The organism is Enterocloster aldenensis, from assembly GCF_003434055.1.
Lineage (GTDB): Bacteria > Bacillota > Clostridia > Lachnospirales > Lachnospiraceae > Enterocloster > Enterocloster aldenensis.
The window spans coordinates 12360-37065 of record NZ_QVEX01000003.1; the positions used below are offsets into that span (position 1 = coordinate 12360).

17 protein-coding genes and 1 pseudogene are annotated in these 24706 nt (G+C 52.2%); 14 read left to right on the top strand and 4 right to left on the bottom strand.

What is annotated here, in order from left to right; genetic code table 11:
- Nucleotides 1–3: 3 nt before the first annotated feature.
- Both asrB and asrC read left to right on the top strand, forming a co-directional pair.
- Nucleotides 4–795 (top strand): anaerobic sulfite reductase subunit AsrB, encoded by a 792-nt coding sequence (gene asrB / locus DWX59_RS08390; RefSeq protein ID WP_117558046.1) that lies wholly within the window; start codon nucleotides 4–6, stop codon nucleotides 793–795.
- A 17-nt stretch (nucleotides 796–812) separates the two neighbouring features.
- Nucleotides 813–1859, top strand: a complete 1047-nt coding sequence (gene asrC, locus DWX59_RS08395) for a sulfite reductase subunit C (protein WP_117558048.1) — start codon at nucleotides 813–815, stop codon at nucleotides 1857–1859.
- A gap of 95 nt (nucleotides 1860–1954) precedes the next feature.
- Here asrC and DWX59_RS08400 read toward each other — a convergent pair whose 3' ends face one another.
- Nucleotides 1955–3211, bottom strand: a complete 1257-nt coding sequence (locus tag DWX59_RS08400; protein WP_117558050.1) for a RelA/SpoT protein — start codon at nucleotides 3209–3211, stop codon at nucleotides 1955–1957.
- A gap of 217 nt (nucleotides 3212–3428) precedes the next feature.
- Here DWX59_RS08400 and DWX59_RS08405 point away from each other — a divergent pair, with 217 nt between their 5' ends.
- The 3 genes from DWX59_RS08405 to DWX59_RS08415 all read left to right on the top strand — a co-directional run bounded on the left by DWX59_RS08405 (nucleotide 3429) and on the right by DWX59_RS08415 (nucleotide 7074).
- Entirely contained in the window at nucleotides 3429–5366 is a 1938-nt protein-coding gene (locus DWX59_RS08405; protein WP_117558052.1) for a leucine-rich repeat domain-containing protein, read from the top strand.
- 102 nt (nucleotides 5367–5468) lie between these two features.
- Complete coding sequence (locus DWX59_RS08410; protein ID WP_117558054.1) at nucleotides 5469–6677, top strand: FprA family A-type flavoprotein; 1209 nt, start codon at nucleotides 5469–5471, stop codon at nucleotides 6675–6677.
- Between the two features lie 37 nt (nucleotides 6678–6714).
- Nucleotides 6715–7074, top strand: coding sequence for a cupin domain-containing protein (locus tag DWX59_RS08415; RefSeq protein ID WP_117558056.1), 360 nt, complete (start codon nucleotides 6715–6717; stop codon nucleotides 7072–7074).
- Between the two features lie 167 nt (nucleotides 7075–7241).
- On the opposite strand, the gene DWX59_RS08420 is transcribed toward DWX59_RS08415, so the two are convergent.
- Nucleotides 7242–7589, bottom strand: coding sequence for a helix-turn-helix transcriptional regulator (locus DWX59_RS08420; RefSeq protein WP_117558058.1), 348 nt, complete (start codon nucleotides 7587–7589; stop codon nucleotides 7242–7244).
- Nucleotides 7590–7721: 132 nt separating this feature from the next.
- Here DWX59_RS08420 and DWX59_RS08425 point away from each other — a divergent pair, with 132 nt between their 5' ends.
- Nucleotides 7722–9119 carry a sensor domain-containing diguanylate cyclase gene (locus DWX59_RS08425; protein WP_117558060.1) on the top strand — a complete coding sequence of 466 codons (1398 nt, stop codon included), beginning with the start codon at nucleotides 7722–7724 and terminating at the stop codon, nucleotides 9117–9119.
- Here DWX59_RS08425 and asnB read toward each other — a convergent pair.
- Nucleotides 9095–10948 carry an asparagine synthase (glutamine-hydrolyzing) gene (gene asnB, locus DWX59_RS08430; RefSeq protein ID WP_117558062.1) on the bottom strand — a complete coding sequence of 618 codons (1854 nt, stop codon included), beginning with the start codon at nucleotides 10946–10948 and terminating at the stop codon, nucleotides 9095–9097. The two genes, DWX59_RS08425 and asnB, sit on opposite strands and share 25 nt — an antisense overlap.
- 36 nt (nucleotides 10949–10984) lie before the next feature.
- Entirely contained in the window at nucleotides 10985–12358 is a 1374-nt protein-coding gene (locus DWX59_RS08435) for a citrate transporter (RefSeq protein ID WP_117558064.1), read from the bottom strand.
- Nucleotides 12359–12774: 416 nt separating this feature from the next.
- Between DWX59_RS08435 and mgtE the strand changes: the two genes are divergently transcribed.
- From mgtE to DWX59_RS08475, 8 genes and pseudogenes are all read left to right on the top strand, one after another.
- Entirely contained in the window at nucleotides 12775–14124 is a 1350-nt protein-coding gene (gene mgtE, locus DWX59_RS08440) for a magnesium transporter (protein ID WP_117558066.1), read from the top strand.
- A gap of 51 nt (nucleotides 14125–14175) precedes the next feature.
- Nucleotides 14176–15966: a sensor histidine kinase gene (locus tag DWX59_RS08445; RefSeq protein ID WP_117558068.1), complete on the top strand. Its 1791-nt coding sequence runs from the start codon at nucleotides 14176–14178 to the stop codon at nucleotides 15964–15966.
- A 27-nt stretch (nucleotides 15967–15993) separates the two neighbouring features.
- Nucleotides 15994–17523 carry a response regulator transcription factor gene (locus DWX59_RS08450; RefSeq protein WP_117558070.1) on the top strand — a complete coding sequence of 510 codons (1530 nt, stop codon included), beginning with the start codon at nucleotides 15994–15996 and terminating at the stop codon, nucleotides 17521–17523.
- A 101-nt stretch (nucleotides 17524–17624) separates the two neighbouring features.
- Nucleotides 17625–19013 carry an ABC transporter substrate-binding protein gene (locus DWX59_RS08455; protein WP_117558612.1) on the top strand — a complete coding sequence of 463 codons (1389 nt, stop codon included), beginning with the start codon at nucleotides 17625–17627 and terminating at the stop codon, nucleotides 19011–19013.
- Nucleotides 19014–19176: 163 nt separating this feature from the next.
- Complete coding sequence (locus DWX59_RS08460; RefSeq protein ID WP_117558072.1) at nucleotides 19177–20067, top strand: carbohydrate ABC transporter permease; 891 nt, start codon at nucleotides 19177–19179, stop codon at nucleotides 20065–20067.
- 2 nt (nucleotides 20068–20069) lie between these two features.
- Nucleotides 20070–20903 (top strand): annotated as a pseudogene (locus DWX59_RS08465) (carbohydrate ABC transporter permease).
- A 76-nt stretch (nucleotides 20904–20979) separates the two neighbouring features.
- Entirely contained in the window at nucleotides 20980–21591 is a 612-nt protein-coding gene (locus DWX59_RS08470; RefSeq protein ID WP_117558074.1) for a sugar O-acetyltransferase, read from the top strand.
- Between the two features lie 30 nt (nucleotides 21592–21621).
- A complete protein-coding gene (locus DWX59_RS08475) occupies nucleotides 21622–24606 on the top strand; it encodes a glycoside hydrolase family 2 TIM barrel-domain containing protein (RefSeq protein ID WP_117558614.1) in 2985 nt (994 codons plus the stop codon).
- Nucleotides 24607–24706 lie beyond the last annotated feature (100 nt).

Below are 24706 nucleotides of genomic sequence, written 5' to 3' on the forward strand. Positions count from 1 at the left end.
GCCATGAAGAATATTGTAAAGCCTGTGGCATGTAAGATATTGGAAGTTAAGCGTGAAAGCCTTCACGAGTATACATACAGGGTAGAGACAGATATAAAGCCGGAACACGGACAGTTCCTTCAGCTTTCCATACCAAAGGTTGGGGAAGCCCCTATCTCGGTCAGCTCATTCGGGGATGGGTACATGGATTTCACCATCCGCTCCGTGGGCAAGGTGACAGATGAGATTTTTGAGAAACAGGCAGGGGATATCCTGTTCCTCCGCGGGGCTTATGGCAAAGGCTGGCCGGTTGACCAGTTTAAAGGTAAGCATGTGGTGGTGATTACAGGAGGAACCGGACTGGCGCCTGTAAAGAGTATGCTGAATAAGTTTTATGATGAACCTGATTTTACAAAAAGCGTGCATCTGATCAGCGGTTTTAAAAACGAGGATGGAATTATTTTCAAAGGTGATTTAGAGCGTTGGAAAGAGCGCTTTGACACCATCTATGCCCTGGACAAAGACCATAAGGACGGATGGGAGACAGGATTCGTGACTGAGTTCGTATCAAGGATTCCATTTGATGAGTTTGGGGATGACTATGCAGTGGTGGTGGTGGGACCTCCGCCAATGATGAAGTTCACCGGTTTTGAAGTCATCAGGCAGGGCGTGCCTGAAGAAAAGATATGGATGTCCTTTGAGCGCAAGATGTCCTGTGCAGTGGGCAAATGCGGCCACTGCCGTATTGATGAGGTTTATGTCTGTCTGGACGGACCTGTATTCAATTATACACAGGCCAAATATCTGGTTGACTAAGAGAGGGGTGGCAAAGAATGAATCATGATATAGATATCAAAAAGGTAAGGATTAACTGCTTCAGGCAGTCCAAGGTGGCTGGAGAGTTCATGCTTCAGATGAGGGTGCCCGGCGCCATGATAGAGGCAAAGCACCTGACCATGGTGCAGGAACTCTGCGAGCGTTTCGGAAACGGGACCTTCCATATGGGTACCAGGCAGACCCTGGACGTGCCGGGGATTAAGTATGAGAATATTGAAGAAGTAAATAAATTCATCAAGGGCTATATCAAAGAAGTGGACGTGGAGATGTGTGACGTGGACATGGATGTCAATGACTACGGATATCCAACCATCGGCGCCCGTAACGTTATGTCCTGCATCGGCAACGCCCACTGCATCAAGGGCAACATCAATACATATGAACTGGCAAGGAAGATTGAGAAAATCATTTTCCCGTCCCACTACCACATCAAGGTTGCGGTTGCAGGATGCCCCAATGACTGTGTAAAGGCTAACTTCAATGATTTTGGGATCATGGGTGTGAACAAGCAGGATTATGACATTGACCGCTGTATTGGCTGCGGTTCCTGTGTGGATGCATGTAAGCACCATGCCACAGGCGTGCTGAGCCTGAACAAGAACGGGAAGATTGACAAGGATGCCTGCTGCTGCGTTGGCTGCGGCGAATGTTCCTTAATCTGTCCCACCGGCGCATGGACCAGGGGAACCAAGAAACTCTACCGTGTAACCCTGGGCGGCCGTACCGGCAAGCAGAATCCAAGGGCTGGAAAACTTTTCATGAACTGGGTAACAGAGGACGTGGTCCTTGGCGTATTCTCCAACTGGCAGAAATTCTCCGCCTGGGTCCTTGACTACAAGCCCGAGTACCTCCATGGCGGCCACCTGATTGACCGTGCCGGATACAAGGAGTTTGCAAAGCACATCTTCGAAGGCGTGGAATTCAATCCGGAAGCCAAGGTAGCCGACAATATCTTCTGGGCCGAGAATGAGCAGAGAGGCAACATGCATGTGATGCCGCTGTCAGAACACAAACATGCCGGACCCCAGGAAGGTACTGTGTAAGATTTAAGAAAAGTTAAAACACATATATCAAAGAAAACAAGGAAAAGATGGGAGCCAGGCAGCAAAGCCTGACCCCCATCTTTTCTCCCGTAGGCCTATAAACCTCCGCCAGTTCCCCCCGCGTTCCCCTTCAGCCTCTCATAAACCTCATGGATCTCATCCCCCTGCCGCATCAGTTCCTCCACATCCGGTTTTTCAATGTCGTGGATCAGCACGTTCCGTGTCCTTCTGAGGGCGCCTATTTTGTTGGCCAGGTCCTTATCCAGGATGTCCATGCGCTTTAAGGTATTGATGTTAAAGGCGCTGTAGGACTTGGGCGTGTTCCGTCCGGCGGCGCGGTTAAGAAGGTTCTCAAGGGGAACCCACTGGCCAAAAAAGTAGTTGACGGCCTGGCGGGTCTCCGGGTCGGAGACATCTTCGCTGTTCCTTAATTCCTGGTAAACGTGGTACCGCTTGTCATTGCCGGTGATGATCTGGTCAATGATCTGCTGGGAAATGTTCCTGCGGTCTTTTTCAAACTTTACGGATTTCAATATGGGTTCAATGTCCTTTACCTTGAAGAACTTCAAACGGCTGAGAAGCTTGAACAGCAGTTCGATATTGCCCATGCGCAGTTCAACGTCCTCTTCCTTAAAATGGCTGCTCAGGTAATTGTACAGGTAGGAGGCCAGGTCGTATTGGCTGGTAAATGTGGTCTCCTTGTTCTTAATCCTCTCATTACCCGCGCTCTGCAGGCGTTCCAGGGCGATTTCCCCTGTCAGCACCAGTCCGTTAAGCTCATCCAGGATAGAAAGCTCCTCATCGGACAGGGCGCCCTGCAGGGGCTTGTAAATCAGGTCATGCTCCACCTCGGACCAGGCGTGCATAAGGACGGACGCCACCTGGATTTCAATGCGGGCCTGGACATACTTTTTCTGGTTGGGCGATATGTTCTCCTCACTGATATGCACCCTGTAATGGTTGGCCCAATACCCGGAAAAACGCTTGTTATAGGTGGGCGTCTTGGACTGCTCCGGGAACTGTTTTTTCTCCATCACGGTAAACAGGTCGCTGATAAGGGCGTCTGCCTTGTCGCGGTCCCCGGGGAAGTAGAGGGATACGCGGACACCTGCCAGGTCAAACATGTCATCGTATATTTCCCGCATGTTTTTATAGGGGGTCTCCCTCTCAGCGTTCCGGTGGAAGGTTTTGTATTTCAGCCTTCCCGGGTTTTTGGCCCTGGAAGTGACAATGGCACGGATACCGGCAGACTGCAGCGCTGTCTCCAGCTGCTTAGCAGCCAGGCGCCCGGCATTTTCATAAAATGTGTATTTTTTTCTGTAGTTTTCTATAAACTGGTTTACTAAATCCATGGTGGGCACCTCCCTCTTGAAACAGTATATCTTAAGGCGCAGAAGAATTCAAATACTTTCCAGTATTTTGAAATGGAAAATTCCGGCGGGGGTACCGTTGTCCGGATGCAGGGGGAGCCTGTCCATTTTCACATAAGCAGCGGAAAGGAATTCTCAAACATGTCCGGATATGGTACAATTGATACGTATGACAGGAAGGACGAAAGAGAGAGGAATTATGAAGCTGACAGAACTTAAATGTACTGCCTGCAACGGTAGCCTGAAACTGGATAGGGATAATCCCCATATAGCTGTCTGTGAGTATTGCAGGACACGGTATGTGCTGGAAGATGAGGGGGAGGGGAATGTGCGTCTTGCCAGCGGCCCCGCAAGGATTGATTATATCCCCATCAACCCCAGTCCGGCTAAAAAGCCCATGGGTTGGGAACCCTGCGGATGGAAGCGCGCAGCGGCATTGATATCCGCTGCCCTCCTGCTTGTGGCAGTGATATCCGGAACGGCTGTAAAGAACCGGTGGGATGGGGACCATGCCGCGTCTTCGGTTAATCCACGGTCCGCCAGGATGCCTGGAGGCAGCGGGCAGGGGACTGTCCGGGAACCGGAGGCAGCAGGAAGGACGGAAGCCGGGAAAGAAGAGGAAAAGGCAGAGCTTTCAGGCATATTCGGGGATATGGCCTCCATGGCCTTCGGCAAGGCGGCAGACCTGGTAAGTGATGAGGAACTGGCGCGTTTTCAGTGGATTGAATATAGATATTCCATGGATTATGTACTGGTGGGGTATAGCTTTGACAATCCCATGGAAAAGCCGGACGCAGCCCTTACATGGCTGGAATTTGACCGTGACAGCGCCAAGATCAACAGTAAGGCTTTGTCCAGGTTTACCGGGCTTAAATCCCTGAGCGCGGCCGGTTATCTGTCCGCAGGGGATGTTAAGGGGCTGGACCTTGCCCGGCTCAGCTGTTACGGCAAATCCCCCGGGGAGGTGGCTGCTATATTTGAGGATCCGGGGCAGTTAAAGGAACTGCGCATCAGCGCGGGACTTGAAAGCCTGGATGGGCTGGGAGCGCTGAACGGTGTGGAAAAACTGACCCTTAAAGGTTCTGACCTGACGGATATCAAGGCCCTGGCCGGCATGAAGGGGGTGAAGTGGCTGACCCTTGAATACTGCAATGAATTAAAGGATTTTTCCGTGCTTTCCGTGATGGACTGGCTGGAAGGGCTGTCCATTGAATCAGAGGGCATAAGGGATATCGGTTTTGTGCAGAACATGCCAAAGCTCACATCATTTTCACTGTCCAGGGCCAAAATCCTGAATCTTGACAGCCTGAAAGGCAATACAAGCCTAACCTCCCTTTCCATTACAAAGTGCGGTGAATTAAAGGACATGAGCGCGGTGTCCGGGCTTACCGGACTTAAGGAACTGTGCCTGGAGGTGCCTTACGGCTGTGCCCGGCCGGACCTTGCCGGTCTCACCGGCCTTCGCCGTCTTAAGGTAAATGGCATGGATACGGTTTCCTATCTGTCAGGGATGGGCGGGATTGAGGAACTGGAACTGGAATGGGTGGAAATTGATTCCACGGCGCCCTTTGCAGGGCTTGCCAGTCTTAAGGAATTAACCTGCTCCCGTATCCCGGACCAGACAAAGTGGGATTTTGTGGTCAGGATCCCTTCCCTGGAAGTGCTGAACCTCAATGGCATAAAGACCTATGAGGATATATCGGCCCTGTTCGGCATGCCCGCCCTGAGGGAACTCTATCTGAACGGAGTGGAATGTGAACTGGATTTTTCAAAGATATCCCCCAATGAGCATCTTAAGATCCTTGGGATGGACGGGGTGAAGCTGTATGAAAATGTGAAGATCAGCGGAGGAGGAGGAATTGTATACGTGGATTACGATAAGGTGGACCTGAATGATAATACAGGGTTCCTGACCGCGTTCCCCGGGCTTACAAGGCTCAGCCTTGCAGACAACATGCTGACGGATATAAGCTTTGTATCCTCCCTTCCCAATCTGGAGTATCTTGACATCAAGGATAATTATGTGACTGACATCACGCCTTTAGAAGGACTGGGCAGGCTCAGTACCCTTAACTGTGCCGGCAATCCGGTGGGGAACCTCCGCGTTTTAAGCAGCGATGTGACAATCCTGCAGTGAGTAAGTGTACCCTAAATAATACAGTGACATTTGGGGTAAAATGTAGTATACTTCTAAACGAAATGAAACATTGACCATCATTTAACGAAAGGATGACTGAATATGTACTGTGTAAAGCGCATTAAAGACGACCTGTTCTGGGTTGGCGGGACAGACCGCAGGCTGGCATTATTTGAAAACGCCTTCCCTATTCCCCGGGGCATTTCCTACAATGCCTACCTGCTTGCAGATGAGAAGACCGTGTTGTTTGATACCGTGGACCGTGCCATTACGGAACAGTTTTTTGAAAACATAGAGGCAATATTAAAGGGACGTTCCCTGGATTACGTGGTGGTGAACCACATGGAGCCGGACCACTGCGCCACCCTGGGGGAGATTGTACGCAGATATCCTGAGGTAAAGGTGGTCTGCAACTCCAAGACCGTGCCCATCATCAAGCAGTTCTATAACTTTGATATTGACTCCAGGGCCGTGATCGTGAAGGAGAATGATACATTCTGTACCGGCAGGCATACATTTACCTTTATCATGGCTCCCATGGTACACTGGCCGGAAGTCATGGTCACATATGATACCACGGACAAGACCTTGTTTTCAGCAGATGCATTCGGCACGTTCGGCGCCATGAACGGCAACCTGTTCGCGGATGAGGTTAATTTTGAACGTGACTGGCTGGATGACGCCAGAAGATATTATACCAATATCGTCGGCAAGTACGGTCCTTCCGTACAGACCCTGCTTAAGAAGGCATCTGCCCTTGAAATCCTTACCCTCTGCCCGCTCCACGGTCCTGTGTGGAGAAAGGACATTGGATGGTATGTGAACAAGTACCTGACCTGGAGCAGCTATGAGCCGGAAGAAAAGGCTGTCATGATTGCCTATGGTTCCATATACGGCAACACGGAGAACGCGGCCAACATACTGGCCGGGATGCTGGCCGACAGGGGCGTAAGGAATATTGCCATGTATGATGTCTCCTCCACCCACCCGTCCACCATGATATCCGAGGCATTCCGGTGCAGCCATCTGGTGATTGCATCCGTTACCTATAACGGAGGGATTTTCAGCAACATGGAACATTTCCTCATGGACCTTAAGGCCCATAACCTGCAGAACAGGACTGTTGCAATCATGGAGAACGGTTCATGGGGCGTGCTGTCAGGAAAGCAGATGCGGGAAATCATCGGTTCCATGAAGAACATGACGGTCCTGGATGAGACGGTGACTGTAAAGTCCGCGCTGAAGGAAGACCAGCTGGTCATTCTGGAGGGCATGGCAGACGCCATTGTCAGGACCATGGATCAGCAGTAATACAATAAGGACACGCTCTAGGGAGAGGAGACGGGCCATGATCAGGAGAAAAGAAGAAACGGAAGTAAAAGTCATGCACGAAGTGCAGAAGGGGAACGGGGATGTGGTTTTCCATACGTTCATGACAAAAGATGAGGCTTACGGCGCGGGGCGGACCTTTGCCAGGGTGGAATTCCTCCCGGGCACATCCATAGGGGTGCATGAACACCATGGGGAGTTTGAAGGCTATTATGTGCTGAAGGGGCAGGCCCTTGTGACCGACAATGGGACTGAGTCCATACTAAATCCGGGGGATTACCATATGTGTAAGGACGGGGACAGCCATGGCATTGCATGTTATGGTGAGGAACCCATGGAAATCATTGCACTGATCATCAGCGTCCCGGGACAGTCTTAGGGACCCGGAACTTAACAGATGACAGAAGGAAAAGAACCAACGGCAGGCCAATTGCATCCGCTGGTTCTTTTTTTCATCAAGGACTTCATTGCAGTACATTAAAAATATGAATTGTAATGAATATCTGGTTGTGTTTTTTTAGATAACGTAGTAAAATGATTAGGAAATTACAGGAAATCGGACGGCTGGCCGCGCAGGAGTTCCGTAATATACCGGACGGCAGGAAGGATGGCCCTGGCCTCGCTTTCGCTGCAGTTATGCAGTTCCCAGAAAAGCTGCTGCTTGGCATCGCCTATGGCATCGGAACCAGGATAGAATATCCTGTCTGCCGGAATCCTGAGCGTGGTAATCAAAGGATAGAGAACCTCGAATTTGGGATTCCCGCGGAAGTTTTCAATATTAATAATGGTACGGACATCAATTCCCAGTTTTTCAGCCAGTGACGCCTGGGACAGCCCCTGCTCTTCGCGGGCTTTGCGGATGACCGTACCTAATGTTTTAACGTAATCATGCATTGTGATTCACCTCAATACTAGTGTACACTACAGTTTACATATTATGAATTACTATGCGATACATATATTTTATGAACTTAAATACACTGATATACGGCATGAAACAGATAAAGGAAAGAGGGATGCAGGTTTATGGATGGGAATTCAGATAATGGAAAATCTGACGGCCGCATTGTTATGGATGCAAAGCGGGAGAAAGAATGCGCGGCCTTCCTTTCCGGGATTTTTGATGAACTTATGGAATTCAGCATTGGGACAGGACAATGCAGGGGGATTTTTTATACGGAAGGGGGATGCCGCCTTTCGGTGAACCAATCCATTGAGGATTTCAGTACGTTTGCCCGGGAGAACATACACCCTGAGGAATACAGGGATTTTCTTGGGATATTTAACAGGGAACATATGAGGAGGGTCATGGAAGAGGGAAAACCCATGCGCCATGAATTCCGGTGCCGGGACATGGATAGGAATTATATATGGATCAGGACGCTCCTGATACCGGAACCAGGCAGGGATGATACCGTGTTATGTTATGTGTCCGGGCTGGGGGATGGGAATGGGGAAAACTATCTGTTAAGGCAGATTGTGGACCGGTATGTGTACAGGAACTGCGATTACCTCATATGTCTGGATGCGGATAAGGACTCATATACCATGTTTAAGAGGAACGAAGGCTCGGCGCTGCTTCCGCGGGAATCCTCGGGCAGCTACAGCCAGATGGTCCATACCTGTGTCATGAGTTATGTGGTGCCTGAGGACAGGGAAATGGTTGCCAGGGAGATGGAAATAAAGCATGTCCTTTCCGTCCTTGACAAAGAAGGCGAACACGTCTTGACATATGGCGTAAAGGATCCGGAAAAAGGGTACCTGCGCAAGCGGTTCCAGTATGTGTATTATGACAGGCCTGGCAGGATCGTGTTCCTTTTGCGAAACGACATTACGGAGGAATACCAGGAACAGTGCAGACAGAAAGAGCGGTTAAGGGATGCGTTAAAGAATGCCAGGGTGGATTCCCTTACCGGGCTTTACAACCGGCAGGCCATATCCAGGGAAATCAGCCGTTTCCTGGAATCCCCCACCTGTACGCGGGCAGTCCTGCTGTTTATGGATCTGGATGATTTCAAACGCATTAATGACACCATGGGACACAGAAGCGGGGACTATGCCCTGCGCTGCGTGGCCGACCTGTTCCGCCATACCCTGCGCGCCACGGATATGGTGGGCAGGATTGGCGGGGATGAGTTCGTCGCGCTCCTCACCGGGATTTCCGCAAAAGAAGGAGGCGTGGAATGCGCAAAACGGCTCTGTGAGGCGGTGGGCAGCATGGAAGACCCCAATCTTGGAGGACTAAGGCTTTCATGCAGCATAGGCGGCGCCATATGCCCTAAGGATGGAACGGATTACGACACCCTGTTCGTAAAGGCGGATACGGCTGCATATGAGGCAAAACGGTTGGGCAAGAACCGGTACGTGTTCTACACCCCGGGTCTGGAACTGAAGAACGGTTACTGTACCAGTTCAATGTCATAGGCTTTCATCCAATAGTTGATTTGCAGGACATAGGCCATCATCTGGGGGCCGGCCATCAATTGGCCATACCATGGCTTTCCATAATCACCCGGGCTTGACAGGAACCGTTCCAGTTTCTTTCTGTCCAGGAACTGCATCACAGGCGCATGGCTGTCGCACATCATTTCGCGGACACGGCCAGCCAGCAGCTTTTCATAAGAAGTATCATAGGTTTTGGGATAAGGGGACTTGCGCCTGAAGAGGATATCTTCGGGCAGGAGTCCTTTTGCTGACTGGCGGAGCAGGTTCTTGACCACGCCGTCCCTGGTCTTCATATCCCAGGGCACGTTCCAGACATATTCCATGATCCTGTGGTCCGCAAAGGGGACCCTGGCTTCCAGGCCGGAGTACATGCTGGCGCGGTCCATGCGGTTTAACAAGGTCTGCATGAACCAGCGCAGGTTCAGCCAGGCGATTTCCCGGCGCCTTGCCTCCACCGGCGTATCCTCAGGCAGTCTTGGGGTTTCGGCCACCGAGCGCTCATAGGTATTCCTTACATAGCCGTCCATGTCCAGGTATTCTATGAAGCTGTCATCAAGCAGCACCTTCCTGGCCTCCAGGTCCATGGTCCATGGAAATGTGTGCGCTTCAAAACATTCCTTTTTGTGGAACCAGGGATAACCGCCAAAAATCTCATCCGCGCACTCGCCGGTAAGGGCCACCTTGTTGTGTTCCTTTACCATGGAGCAGAACTGGAGCATGGAGGAGTCAATGTCCCCCATGGCCGGCATGTCATGGGCCAGCACGGAATCATACAGACGGTCTGCCTGGGTGAGATTGTCACATTCCAGATAGTGGTGGTCCGAATCCAGGAACCGCACCATACGGTCCACGAAGGGACGGTCCTGGGAGGGCTGGAAGGAGTTGGCCTTAAAGAATTTGTCATTGTCCACAAAGTCAAAGGAAAATGTGGTGAGACGTTTCCCCTGCTTCCTTAATTCGGAGGCGCAGATGGCTGATACCAGGCTGGAATCCACGCCGCCGGACAGGAAGGTGCAGATGGGCACATCGGAGACCATCTGCCTGCGCACGGCGTCCTGGACCAGGAAGGATGTCTTTTCAATGGTTTCCTCATAGCTGTCCTCATGGGGTCGGCTTTCCAGTTTCCAGTAACTTTTAAGCCTTAAGCCTTCTGCCGAACAGATAAGGAAGTGTCCCGGCAGCAGTTCTTCCATATCCTTAAACACACCGCAGCCATAGGTCCTGGCAGGGCCTATGGAGAAAATCTCATTAAGCCCTTTTTTATCCAGGGCCGGACGTACCCCGGGGTAAGCAAGGATTCCCTTGGGTTCGGAGGAAAAGATGATTTCATCTCCCCTGACCATATAGAACAGGGGTTTGACGCCTGCCCTGTCACGGAACAGGCACAGACGGTTTTTGGCAGTGTCCAGGATGGCAATGGCAAAAATGCCGTTGAGACGTTTTACAAAGTCAGGTCCGAATTCCATATAACCTGCCAGTATGACTTCGGTGTCGCTGGAGGTCTGGAACACAAGGCCGCGCCCCAGCAGCTCCTGGCGCAGTTCGCAGGTATTGTACAGTTCGCCGTTGTAGACAATGGCAAAGGTCTGTCCGGAACCGGATTTTACCATGGGCTGGTGTCCGCCGGCCAGGTCGATGATGGACAGGCGGGCGTGGGAGAGCCCGCCGTGTTCGCTTAAAAACAGGCCGGCGTCATCCGGCCCCCTGTGTTTCTGGCACTGCGCCATGGATTTAAGGATTTCCCCGCAGTGTTCTTTTTCTTTCAGGTAATGGTCATGAGGGTTATAGAAACCGGCAATTCCGCACATAGTTATTTCCTCCTGTCATGGATTGATGATAAGGCCCTAAATCAGGAAACAGGCCGCGATATAGGTACAGACAAATCCCAGGCATACAGGAACCAGGTTTTTCCTGGCCAGTTCCACCGGGCTTACATTACAGATGGCTGCAACCGGGATAAGGCCCCAGGGCACAATGGTCCCGCCGCCCACGAAGATGGCCGCGATCTGGCCAAGGGCAGCCATCACAGGCACGGAGGCGCCGGTGGCAAAGCCAAAGGTACGGGCCAGGGAGCCGGTCAGGGGAAGGCCTGAGAACCCGGAACCGTCAAGCCCGGTCAGGCTGCCCACCACCATCTGGATAAAGGCCGCCATATATTTGTTCAGAGGCGCGTTCTGGGCCAGCCACATGGCCCAGTCATTCATGATCCCGTGGGAAAAGCCTGTTCCCATGATGGAGGTGATTCCCTCGCCGCCTAAAAAGAAGAAGGCGCCGATGATGATGACCGGGGCAAATATCTTAATGGCAAAAAGGAAGCCGTCCGTCACATATCCGGTTACCTTTTCAAGGGAATCCTTCCCAAAGCCAAGGAAGGCGCCAAGGCACATGAGGATAAGGGCTGTTCCTGACACCATGCTGGTGGCATCCCCGCCCTTCAGGTCAAATACCAGCATCAGGACAATCACGCCCACGAATGCAGCCGGGGTGAGGATGGCCATGAGCAGGGCCATCTTCCCGCCCTTGGGGGTATCCAGGTCCCCGGTCTGGATGGTCAGGCGCAGTCCGCGCCCTTCCATTTCCTCCCGGTTTAACAGGTATGCGCTGCACACCGTGACAATGCCCATGACCCAGAATACGGGCCAGGCCTGGTGGAGGATTCCGGTGGTGGTGATGCCTGCTGCGCCGGCGGAAACAGCGGGCGCGCCCTGGATGACAAAGTCATAGCTCAGGGCAAATCCATGGCCGAACAGGTTCATGGCCATGGCTGCGGCCAGGGGATTGAGCCCTGCCTTAACGGCAAAAGGAAGCATGATGGCGCCAACCAGCGCAACCGAGGGGCTGGGCCATAAAAAGAGGGAAAACAAAAACATGGTAAGTCCCAGTATCCACCAGGTAATGGAAGGCGTCTTCATGATTTTTGACATGGGGACCATCATAAGGTAATCGCTGCCCAGGTCCTTCAGGCATTTGGAAAGGGCTGTTACCATTGCTATGGTGGCCAATACCTCCATGAATTCCTTTCCCGCGTAGAGGATGGCGTTAAATACGGTCATGATGGCGCCTGTAAAGGATTTTAAGCCAATGAGGCCCAGGATGAAAAGGAAGGCAATGCAGACAGCCGGCGTGTCCCGTCTCATGACCATGACAGCCAGGATGACGATGACGCCGATGAGATAAGCATAGTGCAGGGGAGTCAGCACTATGGTGGATTCAATCATAACAGTCACTCCTGTATCTAAGAATATAATCTATAGTATGAGAAAATCCGTGCCCCGGTGAAATAATCCTGTTTTTGGGGGTTGATTTTATGGTCCGGGGCTGGTATGCTTAATAAGGATTAAAATAAATGATGAAAGGAAGTGAACCTAAGTGGAAGGTCGAAGTCGTAAGATGGAAGCAGACAATTATCATAAGCGTATGGTAGTGGGAGCTGCCGGTATGGCCGTGTTTTATCAGGCATGCCCAGGGACGGCTTTGGTTCCGCTTTGCTTTCACTGCCGTTAACCGTCTGGGATAGAGATACGTTTATGATGATAGCCATGGATTACGGGAACTGCCGGTCAAGGGGTTTTTTGTAATTATGGCTATTTTGTGTGCTGCTTTCATGGATAGTACCATTCATGGAAGGAATAAGATGCAGGAGAATTTTGATTTAAAAGAACTGATGGAGCTGCTGGACACAAGGCAGCTGCGCAGGCTTAAGGAAATTTTAATGGAGATGAACGAGGTGGATATCGCCTCTTTCATCGAGGAACTGGATTCGGAGCGGACCGTGGTGGTGTTCCGCATGCTGTCCAAGGAGGTTGCAAGTGATGTGTTCGCCAACCTGCCCGTGGAAAAGCAGGAGCATATCATTAACAGCATTACGGACTATGAGCTGAGCGCCATTGTCAATGACCTGTTTGTGGATGACGCGGTAGACATGCTGGAGGAGCTGCCGGCCAATGTGGTGAAGCGTGTGCTTAAGAACTCCACATCCGACACAAGGAAATTAATCAACCAGTTCTTAAAGTATCCGGAGAACAGTGCCGGAAGCATCATGACAGCCGAGTACGTGGGCCTTAAAAAGACCATGACCGTGGAGCAGGCATTTGCCTATATCCGCAGGAACGGGGTGGATAAGGAGACCATTTACACCTGTTATGTGATGGACGCAAAGCGGACATTGGAAGGCGTGGTTACGGTAAAGGACCTGCTGATGAACCCATATGATGAGGTCATAGGCAGCATCATGGATACCCATGTGATTAAGGCAGTGACCACGGACGACCAGGAGGAAGTGGCGGAAAGCTTCCGCAAGTACGATCTTTTAAGCCTGCCTGTGGTGGACCATGAGGACCGCCTGGTTGGGATTGTCACGGTGGACGACGTGGTGGATGTCATGGAGCAGGAGGCCACGGAGGACTTTGAGAAGATGGCTGCCATGATCCCCAGTGAAAAGCCATACCTGAAGACAGGGGTGTTCGTCCTTGCAAAGAACAGGCTGGCCTGGCTTTTGATCCTTATGGTCAGCAGCATGATAACAGGCAGTATCCTTGCTAAATACGAGGCAGCGTTTGCAGTAATCCCGCTGCTGGTGACCTTTATCCCCATGCTGACGGATACGGGCGGCAATGCCGGCAGCCAGAGCAGCACCATGATCATCCGCGGCATGGCCGTGGGCGAGATAGAGGCAGGTGATATCCTGCGGGTGCTGTGGAAGGAACTGCGGGTGGGTATCATTGTGGGAATCCTTCTTGGGCTGGTGAACTATATACAGCTGCTCATCCGTTTCCCGGGACAGGAGATGCTTTGCCTGACCGTGGTATTAAGCCTTCTGGCCACTGTGGTGATTGCCAAGACCATTGGCTGCACACTGCCCATCATTGCCCAGATCCTTCATCTGGACCCGGCAATCATGGCCGCGCCCCTGATTACCACCATTGTGGATGCGGTAAGCCTGGTGGTTTATTTCCAGCTTGCCTGCAGCCTGCTGAGTATCTAGCACACACCCTAGGGATTCAGGCACACACCAGTACGACAGGAGAGGGACACCATGCTGTTTAACAAGCGTTTTTCATTAAAAACCGTGTATTACAGAAGCTTTTTCCTTCTGATTGTGATTCCCATCCTGCTGGTCAGCGTGGTTACATTGGGCATCATACGGTATATGATGGAGAAATCAGCCATCGCCAATATACAGAACGCACAGGCCAGTATAGAGGCCAGCCTCTCGGAGTCGGTCCGGAATATCTCCCTTCAGCTGTCCCATCTGGTCTTTGTGAATAACGGGGAAATCATGGAACTGGTGTCTGGCATGGACACGGATGACAAGGAGCAGCGCTATGATCTGAGCAGCCGGCTGGATGAGATATTCCGGGTGTCCATGGTCCCTTCCCAGGACACGGTGTCTGCCATGTTCTATCTGAAGGGCGGGAACACGGTGTATCTGAAGGATGAGGTAATCCTTTCAAGGGAAAGGATGGAGCAGGAGAACTGGTACCGCCAGGCCCTGGAACATAAGAACGTGGTCAGCGTGGGCGCGTTTGACACGGCCAGGCAGACCCTTACATATTCGCGTCTAAAGAAAGGGGAGTTTGTGCTGGCAGCAGCCCTGGCCCCTGATTATCAGGCGGACCGCTCCGGGAAACTGGAGATGGTCAGCCTGTTTTCCGTTACCCATGTGGGAGAGGTCATCCGCAGATACAACAGGGATGAACAGCTGGGCGTCACCTTTATCCTGGACAGGGAGGGAAAGCTTTTGTTTGCAGGGGACAGGACAGAGGAGGCGGGGCGTCTGCTGGAAGGGCTGCCATCCACCCGGGCCGGGATCTACAGGACCTCGGTGGACGCCCATGGGACAGGGCATTACGGGAATTATACCGCGGTTGTGTCCTCGGTGGAGGAGAATGGATGGAAGGTGGTGTCCATGGTCAGCACCTCCCGCCTTACCGCTGCCTATAACCAGGTCATGGGAATTTCCATCCTGGTCATCAGCCTTTTACTCCTGCTGTTCTATCTGTTTTCCAGATATTTCCTGGGACAGATCATTGCACCCCTTCATTCCGTGGTGGAAGGCATGCGGGAGATGGAGGAAGGGAACCTTACCGTGCACGTGGAGCCGGCGGGACAGAGCGAGATCCGGACCATGATCCACTCCTTTAACCGCATGGTCAGGGAACTGAAGGCGTCCATTGAGGAGAATGAGAGGGTCCAGCAGAAAAAACATCAGGCAGAGGTCCGCGCCCTCCAGTCCCAGATTAACCCGCACTTCCTTGTCAATACCCTGAATTCCATCCGCTTCATGGCACAGGTGTCCAGGTTTGACGGGATCCGTAAGATGGCAGAGGCCTTAATCAAAATCCTTTCCTGCTCATTCAGGGGCAGCATTAGTTTCTATACGGTAAGGGAGGAACTGGATGTGCTGGACAGCTATATTTATCTGATGAAAATCCGCTATTCCGACGGATTTGAGGTGGAGTACCATATTGACCGGGGATGCCTGGATTATAAGATGCCCAGGCTGATCCTGCAGCCCATTGTGGAAAACTCCATTGTCCACGGCATGGCGGAAAAGGAGGATGATATCGGCCACCTGAAAATCAGCCTGGAGGAGGAGAATGAGTCCATCCTTTTCACGGTGGAGGATGACGGCCGCGGAATGACACAGGAGGAGATAGAATGCCTGCTTCACCCAAAGGAGAGGCTGGATGACGACAATACCAGCATTGGGATTGAGAATGTGCTGGGAAGGCTGAAGCTGAACTTCGGGGAACAGTGCGCGGTCTGGATGGAGGGCAGGCAGGGATGTTATACCAGGACATTCCTTCGCATTCCAAAGCTTTGAGCATGTCCGTACAGGGGGAGGAACAGGATGAAACGTGTCTTGATTGTGGATGATGAAAGTATTGTCAGGGTTGCGTTGCGTTCCCTGATTGACTGGGAGAAGCACGGATATATGGTTGTCAGGGACTGTATGGGCGGCAGGCAGGCCGTGGAATACATAAAGGAAAACCCGGTTGAACTGCTGATAACAGATATGAAGATGCCGGATATGGACGGGCTGGAGCTTATCAGCCATCTGGGTGAAATAGGCCTTCTCCCCGTAACGGTGGTGCTTTCCGGTTACAATGAATTTGAACTGGTGCGGGAGGCCTTCCGCCTGGGGGTCTATGATTATATGCTCAAGGGTGACTTAAACCAGCATGCCCTGGAGGAATTGCTGGATAAGGTGGACCGGCAGTATTTTAAAAACCAGGAGCCGGTACGGCCGGATATGGAGCTTGGGGGCATGAACCCCATGGATATGGAGCTTGTGACAGTTAACCTTCCCAAAGACGGCCGGTATGGCATCGTGCTGTTTGAGGTGGTGGACTTTAAACGCCAGTCCGTGCGGTTTGCCGACAATGTGGAGGAGGGGATGGCCAGACCCATGCTGGACCTGGCCAGGCAGATCCCGAGGATGGCTGCAAAGGCAGACATCATCAAGGTGTATCCATCCCAGTTCCTGATGTATTATAAGGCTACGGACCCGGTCCAGTATCCATCTGGCATCGTATCCCTTGCGCGCCAGACACAGAAGGTGTGGAGGGATTTCATGAACCTGGAGACACAGGCCGCGGTCAGCGCCATGGTTGGATATGACGGCATAAGCCAGGCCCTTGACCAGGATATAAAGCTGCTTAAGTGGAGCGCGCTGGCAGGGGAATACGGCATGTGCGCTGCCTGGGATTTTGAAGGGCGCCTGGCAGTCATGGAGGAAAAGATGCAGCACTGCCAGCCCTTTATGTCAGCCCTGTTTTCCGGCGACAAGGTGGCTGCTGCCCGGGAAAAGGACAGGCTTTTGTCCTCCCTTAATACCATGGACATGAAATCAGCAACAGAAGAGTGCCTCCACATCCTCTGTCAGCTGGCTGACCAGTTCCGTGTGTATGAAAATGATTTTTCCACCCTTTTGCCGGAGCGCGTCAACTATTTTGAGAAAATAGGCCGCCTGACCCATGTAAAAGAGCTGGAGCTGTGGATGAACAATTATTTCCGCTGGGTTTCCGACTATCTTGAGAACTGCCGCGAGGACCGGCAGGAGGATGTAATTCTGCGGGCCCGGCGTTTCATTGCGGACAACTACGCAAGTCCGGAGATGACACTAAAAAGCGCGGCTGACTATGTGGGGCTTAATGAAAAATATTTCAGCACCAAATTCACAAAAGAAACAGGCATGACGTTCAGCACATACCTGACCAGTGTGCGCCTTGAAAAAGCAAAGCGGCTGATGGAGTCCACGGACCTTAGGATGTATGAAATCAGCGACCGGGTGGGATACCACAACGTGGAGCATTTTAACCGGATGTTTAAAAAAGCGTATGGGACCAGCCCCGGGGATTATAAGCGGGGCAGGACCTGACGAAACATCAAGAAATCCAACCATTTTTCATGGATATATACCCTTCGTACTGGTAAAATATGGACAGAATCAAAGAGAAGCAGGAAAGGGAGGTATTTATCATGAGAAAGAAATTACTGGCGTTTACCATGTGCGCGGCACTGGCAGCAGGTTCCCTGTATGGCTGCGCACCGGAGGACGGGGAGGGGACAGCGGCCCCCAGCACCGGGACCGAGGCCCAGTCCGGGTCCAAGGCAGAGGAAAGCACCGCGGCAGCGGTCAAGGCAGAGGTGAACGAGGAACTGAGCGGCGACCTGGTGTTTGCCATCTGGGACAATAACCTGATGGATTACATTGATGCCAATGACATGGCCGGCAAGTTCCAGGAGAGCTATCCCAATGTCAACATTGAGGTGGAGAAAATCAAGGATGACTCTGAATACTGGAATGCCATGAAGATGCGCGCAAGCGCCAACCAGCTGCCGGATGTGATGTTTAATAAGGCATTTACCCTGTCACGCTTTAAGGACTATCTGGTGGACCTTTCTGACCTGGAGGCAACGAAGAATAATGAACTGGCGGCAGGTTATGCCCTGGACGGAAAAATCCTCGGCGTTCCCATGACAGCCGGTTATGAATACGTATACTACTGGAAGGACATGTTTGAGGAAGCCGGTGTTAAGGTGCCTACTACCTGGGAACAGTTAAAGGAAGTCTCAAAGACCCTTCAGGAGTATTACGGCAAGGACAACCCCGATTTCATGGCAATTGCCCTGGGCGCTAAGGAAGAATGGCCGGATTACCCATTCATGGAATTCATGCCGGCCCTGGAAAGCGGCAATGGCCAGAACTGGAATGACATGGCCAGGACAGACGCGCCATTTGCGGATGGCACCGATATTTCCAAGGCATACCACAAGGTAAATGACCTGTTTACCTCCGGCGTGTTTGGAAAAGACCCTCTGGGGCTTGGCAGCGACCAGGCAACCTCCCTGTTCGCACAGAAACAGGCTGCAATCACTGCACTGGGGGACTGGGGACTTCAGAACATCCAGAACGGTACGGATGATTACTCACAGCTTGGTACCTTCTACCTTCCGGTAAGGGATTCAGAAAGCGACCCCTTCCGGGTAATCGTACAGGGCGACTCCTTCATGGGCGTTACCACCCACAGCAAGAATCCTGAGCTGGCCAAAGCGTTCGTGGAATGGTTTTATAGTGACGCATGGTATCCAGGTTACATAAGTTATGTGACAAGTGCTTCATCCATGACCAATTTCCCCAAGGAAAAAGATCCAATCCTGGCAGAGGCGGACAATGCGCAGCCAGATATGGAAATGGTTATGTATGATGGCGGCGGCGATGATTTCCAGGCCATCCAGAATGAGACTGCCTTTGATTATAAGAAGCTGGGGGCAGAGATGTTTACCAGTGGATTTGACCTTGATACAAGGCTGGGTGAACTCAATACCAAGTGGGCAGCTGCAAGGCAGAAACTGGGGATTCAGTAGGGGCAGGAATTTTCAGATATAGCGTGGCAGGACAGGCATGCCCTGCTACAGACAGTAACGGATGCAGCAAAAGGAACAGGACTCCTAACCCTGAATCAATTTTGCTGTATCCTTTTTTATGAAAATCAATCCATGAAGTGTTCATGAAAAGGAGGAGAATACAATGAGTTCCCTTGCAAGAAAAAAGAGGAATTTTATCATACTGTCCCTGATCATCCCCACCCTGCTGCTGATCTGTTTTGTGGTACTGCCTGCGTTTGATTTATTCCGGATGAGCTTTACTAATTGGGACGGCATGTCGCCTTCCAGTGATTTCATCTGGCTGGATAATTATAAATCCATGCTGGGCAACGCGGATTTATGGCAGTCACTTAAAAATAACGCGGTTTATTTCGCGGTCCATCTGTGCATGATACCTGTGGAGCTGGCCTTTGCCGTGCTGCTCACTTCCAAACTCAGGGCCGCCAAGTTTTATAAGACCATGGTGTTCATGCCATATATCATCAACGGCGTTGCGATTTCTTATGCCTTTTCCTATTTCTTTTCACCGGTTAACGGCGCTTTTGACGCGATTTTAAAAGCCCTGCACATGGGAATGCTGTCCCAGAACTGGCTGTCCGATCCCAAAATCGTAAACTTCGTGCTGGCATTTGTATCCCTGTGGAGGTTCTCAGGCTACCATGTGATCCTGTTCATGGCCGCCCTTCAGTCCCTTCCCCAGGACGTTCAGGAGGCAGCCAGGGTGGATGGCGCCAATGCATGGCAGATGTTTCAGTTCATCCAGATCCCGGCCATCATGCTGATGGTTGATTTCGTGTTATTCGACAACATCAGGGGGGCGCTTCAGGTATTTGACATCCCCTTTGTCATGACCTCGGGCGGACCTGGTTACGCGTCCTCCACCTTTACCCTTTATACCATTGAGACTGCGTTTACCTACAGTAATTTTGGCCTTGCCTCAACCATGGCAGTGGCCATCATGGTTATGATAGTTGTGATTTATGTAATCCAGAACAAGATCATCCATGGAATTGTATTGAAAGGAGATAAGTGATTATGGCAAAGCGTACCACAACCCAGATCCTGAAACAGCTTATCTGCCTGGCCATGGTGGCCATTGTGCTGGCGCCCATCGTACTGGTGTTGTTTGCCTCCTTTAAGACCAAGGCAGACATGGTGAAGATATCCCCCCTTCTCCTTCCGCCAAAGAGCCGGTTTACCCTGGACAATTTCCAGAAGGTACTGAATAACAAATACCTGCTGATTGGATTTAAGAACACAGGAATCATACTGGTTGTAAGTATTTTCTTCAATGTAATGTTCGGCACCATCACAGCGTTCATCATTGAACGGTTTAAGTTCCGGTTTAAGGGATTCATCGTGTGACTGTTTTTTGTGGGGATGCTGATTCCCAGCTTTGTCACTGAGATTGCACGTTTTAAGGTAATCCAGGGACTTCACCTTTACAACACCCTGGGCGCCCCCATTGTGATTTATGTGGCGTCCGACCTGATGCAGCTGTACATATACAGGCAGTTCATATCCACCCTGCCCGTGTCCCTGGATGAGAGCGCGCTGTTAGACGGCTGCGGATACTTCGGGCTGTTTACCAGGATCATATTCCCGCTTCTGGCGCCGGCCACGGCCACGGTGGTAATCATCAAGGCCATTAATATCATCAATGACATGTACATCCCATATCTGTATATGCCTAAGAATAAGCTGCGCACCCTGACCACCTTCCTGATGGACTATGCCAATGCCCAGAGGGGGTCCTGGCAGCAGCTGGCAGCCGGAATCATCATTGTGATGCTGCCGACCATCTGCATATACCTGTTTTTCCAAAGATATATACTTGCGGGGATTGCGGCCGGGGCGGTTAAGGAGTAAAATTGCATGGAGGAATGGCGTGCAGTACATGTGACGGACATTTTTTAATACACAGCGGACAGTGAGGAATTGGCTTATGAGTCAGGATGGAACAAGAAAGCGGATGGAAGAGGGAAGGCTGTATTTTCCGGGAGATACGGATATCCTTAAAGAGCAGGAACAGTATATGGAACTGCTCTATGATTACAATGCCACCAGACCGGGGGAGAAGGAGAAGCGCAGGGCCCTGCTGGAAAAAATGATGGGTTCTGTGGGACAGGACTGTTATATAGAACCGCCCCTGCACTGTAACTGGGGAGGAAAGCATGTGTTCATGGGGAATCTGGTCTATGCGAATTTCAACCTGACCTTGGTGGATGATGCTGAAATCCACATTGGCTCCCACTGCATGTTCGGACCCAATGTGACAATCGCCACGGCCGGACACCCGGTGGAGCCGGGACTGCGCAGGCAGGCCATCCAGTTTAACATGCCGGTGCACATAGGGGAAAATGTATGGGTCGGGGCAGGGGCAGTCATCCTGCCCGGAGTATCCATTGGCAATGACTCGGTCATTGGTGCGGGAAGCGTTGTCACAAAGGACATACCGGCCAATGTAGTGGCGGTGGGCAATCCCTGCCGGGTGCTCAGGGAAATCGGGGAGCATGACAGACAGTTTTATTATAAAGAACGGAAAATTGATATCTGATATGAACCGGGAGGATATGGCATGAAACAGATGGAAGCAGATCTTAAATGGCTGGAGGACCCTGGGGTTTTCCAGGTAAACCGGCTGGACGCACATTCAGACCATGCATTTTATGAAACAGTGGCCCAGATGGAGTCAGGGGAAAACCCGCTCATCCAGAGCCTGGACGGCAAATGGGGATTTGCCTGGAGCAGGCGGCCAGGCGACCGCCCCGCCGGATTTTATGAGGAAGGATTTGACGACAGCGGCTGGGGCGCCATAGAGGTGCCGGGGCACATGGAGCTCCAGGGGTATGACCGGATCCACTATATCAATACCATGTATCCATGGGAAGGCCATGCTGAGATGCGGCCGCCCTGCATTGACTGGGATTATGACCCGGTGGGAAGTTATGTGAAGGAATTTGACCTGGATGAGGGCTTAAGAGGAAAGCGCGTGTGCATTTCCTTCCAGGGCGTGGAACAGGCGTTTTATGTATGGCTGAACGGAAAGTTTGTGGGTTATGGGGAAGACTCATTCACGCCTTCGGATTTTGATTTGACCCCGCTGATACGAAAGACAGGGAACCGTCTATGCGTGGAGGTGTATAAACGCAGTTCGGCAGCCTGGCTGGAGGACCAGGATTTCTTCCGGTTCTCCGGCATTTTCCGGAGTGTGTACCTGTATGCCAAACCCAGGTACCATGTGGAGGATGTTTGGGTACGGGCCGGGCTCGGGGAGGATTACAGGACCGGCACCTTTGCCCTGGGCATCAGGGTTTCCGCAGGCATGGACGGCGGCAGCGCCCTTAAGACCAGATGGGTCCGCAGCCTGGATGGAAGCGGTGTCATGGCAGAGTGGAGGCTGTGCGGCCAGGATGGGGATGTGGTTACTGCAGGACGGATTGGGGGAAATGCTGCGAAAGCCGTGAACGGAGCAGGCCAGGGCCGTTTGGAGGACAGCCGGTACCTGATCCTCACAGAGGAGGAAATCCCGGACGTCAGGTCATGGTCATCCAAAAGCCCATATATGTACCAGCTGTATATAAGCCTTAAGCAGGAGGATGGGGAGGTGATTGAGGTGGTTCCCCTAAAGACCGGGTTCCGCCGTTTTGAAATCAAGGATAAGATCATGCTGATGAACGGTGAACGCATCATCATCAATGGCGTGAACCGCCATGAGTGGAATCCCAGAAGGGGCCGCGCCGTCACGCCCGAGGATATGCGCCGTGACATCGAAATCCTCAAGCGCAACAACATCAATGCGGTGCGCACCTGCCATTATCCGAACCAGAGCCTCTGGTACAGGCTTTGCGATGAAAACGGAATCTATGTCATGGATGAGGCAAACCTGGAAAGCCATGGATCCTGGCAGAAAATGGGCAGATGTGAACCATCCTGGAACGTTCCGGGAAGCCTGCCGGAGTGGGAGGCCTGTGTGGTGGACCGGGCTGCGTCCATGCTGGAGCGGGATAAGAACCATCCCAGCATCCTGTGGTGGTCCTGCGGCAATGAATCCTATGCCGGAACCTGTATCCTGGCCATGAGCCGGTATTTCCATGAAAAGGACCCGTCCAGGGTGGTTCATTATGAGGGCGTGTTCTGGAACAGGCAATTTAATGAAATCAGCGATGTGGAGAGCCGTATGTATGCACCGCCCAAAGAGGTACGGGCATACCTGGAGGATAATCCGCAGAAGCCGTATCTTCTGTGCGAGTACATGCACGACATGGGCAATTCCATTGGCGGTATGGAGAGCTATATCCAGCTGGCCGATGAGTATCCCATGTATCAGGGCGGGTTTATCTGGGATTATATTGACCAGGCCGTTTACCGGAAGGATGTGGATGGAACGGAGGTCCTGGGATATGGCGGGGACTTTGGGGACAGACCCACGGATTACGCCTTTTGCGGCAACGGGATTGTTTTTGCTGACAGAAGGGAAAAGCCCGCCATGCAGGAAGTACGCTACTGGTACAGCACAAAAGAGGAGCGGGAGCGGTTTGACCTGGAGGGCCGGAAGGCCGGTGCCGGGATTGGCGGAAGGCCGGGGGCCGGTGCGGGGACAGGAGTTGACGGAAGGCCGGGTACCGGTACGGAGACAGGCGTTGACGGAAGGCCGGGGACCGGTGAAGGGACCGGAAGTACCCAGGGGGCGGAGCATAAGCGCCTTACGGTTATTCACGGGGATGTTACGCTGGGAGTAAAGGGAGATGGGTTCCATGTGATTTTCTCCTACTCAGAGCATGGTATGGTTTCCCTTGTTTATGATGGCCTGGAGTGGGTGTACCGACCTGCAATGCCGGCTTTCTGGAGGGCATCCACTGAGAATGACAAGGGCAATGGATTCGCTGCCAGGAGCGCTGTCTGGTGCGGCGCCGACCAGTTCATCAGCTGCACGGGATGGCATACCGAGGAAAGTCCTGACCAGGTGCGTATTATCTATGAGTATGCCGCCGGTACGGTGCCTGCGGCCCGGGTAAGCGTAAGCTACACCGTAGAGACCTCCGGCGCAATCCGGGTGCGCTGCCATTATCATGGGCAGGATGGACTGCCTCAGCTGCCTCTGTTCGGCCTGCGTTTCTCCGTACCGTTTGTGGCTGGGAAGGTACAGTGGGAAGGCCGGCAGGGGGAGACCTATCCTGACAGGAAAAAGGGCGGTGCACTGGGGGTATGGGAAAGCCGGATTGAAAAGCCGGATTATCTGGTGCCTCAGGAATATGGCTGCCATGTGGATACACAGTGGCTGCGGCTTCATGAGCCGGACGGTCCGGGCCGCTGCCTTGAGATAGCCATGGAAGATAAGCCGTTCCATTTTTCCGCAATCCCCTATACCCCCCATGAACTGGAAAACGCCCTTCACAGGGAAGAACTTCCGGTGCCGCGCAGGACCGTGGTATCCGTGCTGGGAGCCATGCGGGGCGTGGGCGGAATCGACAGCTGGGGGTCGGATGTGGAGGAGGATTACCATGTTTTGGCCGATAAGGATATTGAATATGGGTTCGTGATACGGGGGACGGTATCAGGACAGGGATGAAGGCTTAAGCACGCCCCATGGCCATAAGTAATTTATTGTTTTTTCAATAGATGCAGCAGCAGGCAATCCTGGCGCAGATGGTATTCTGTCCTGGACTGCC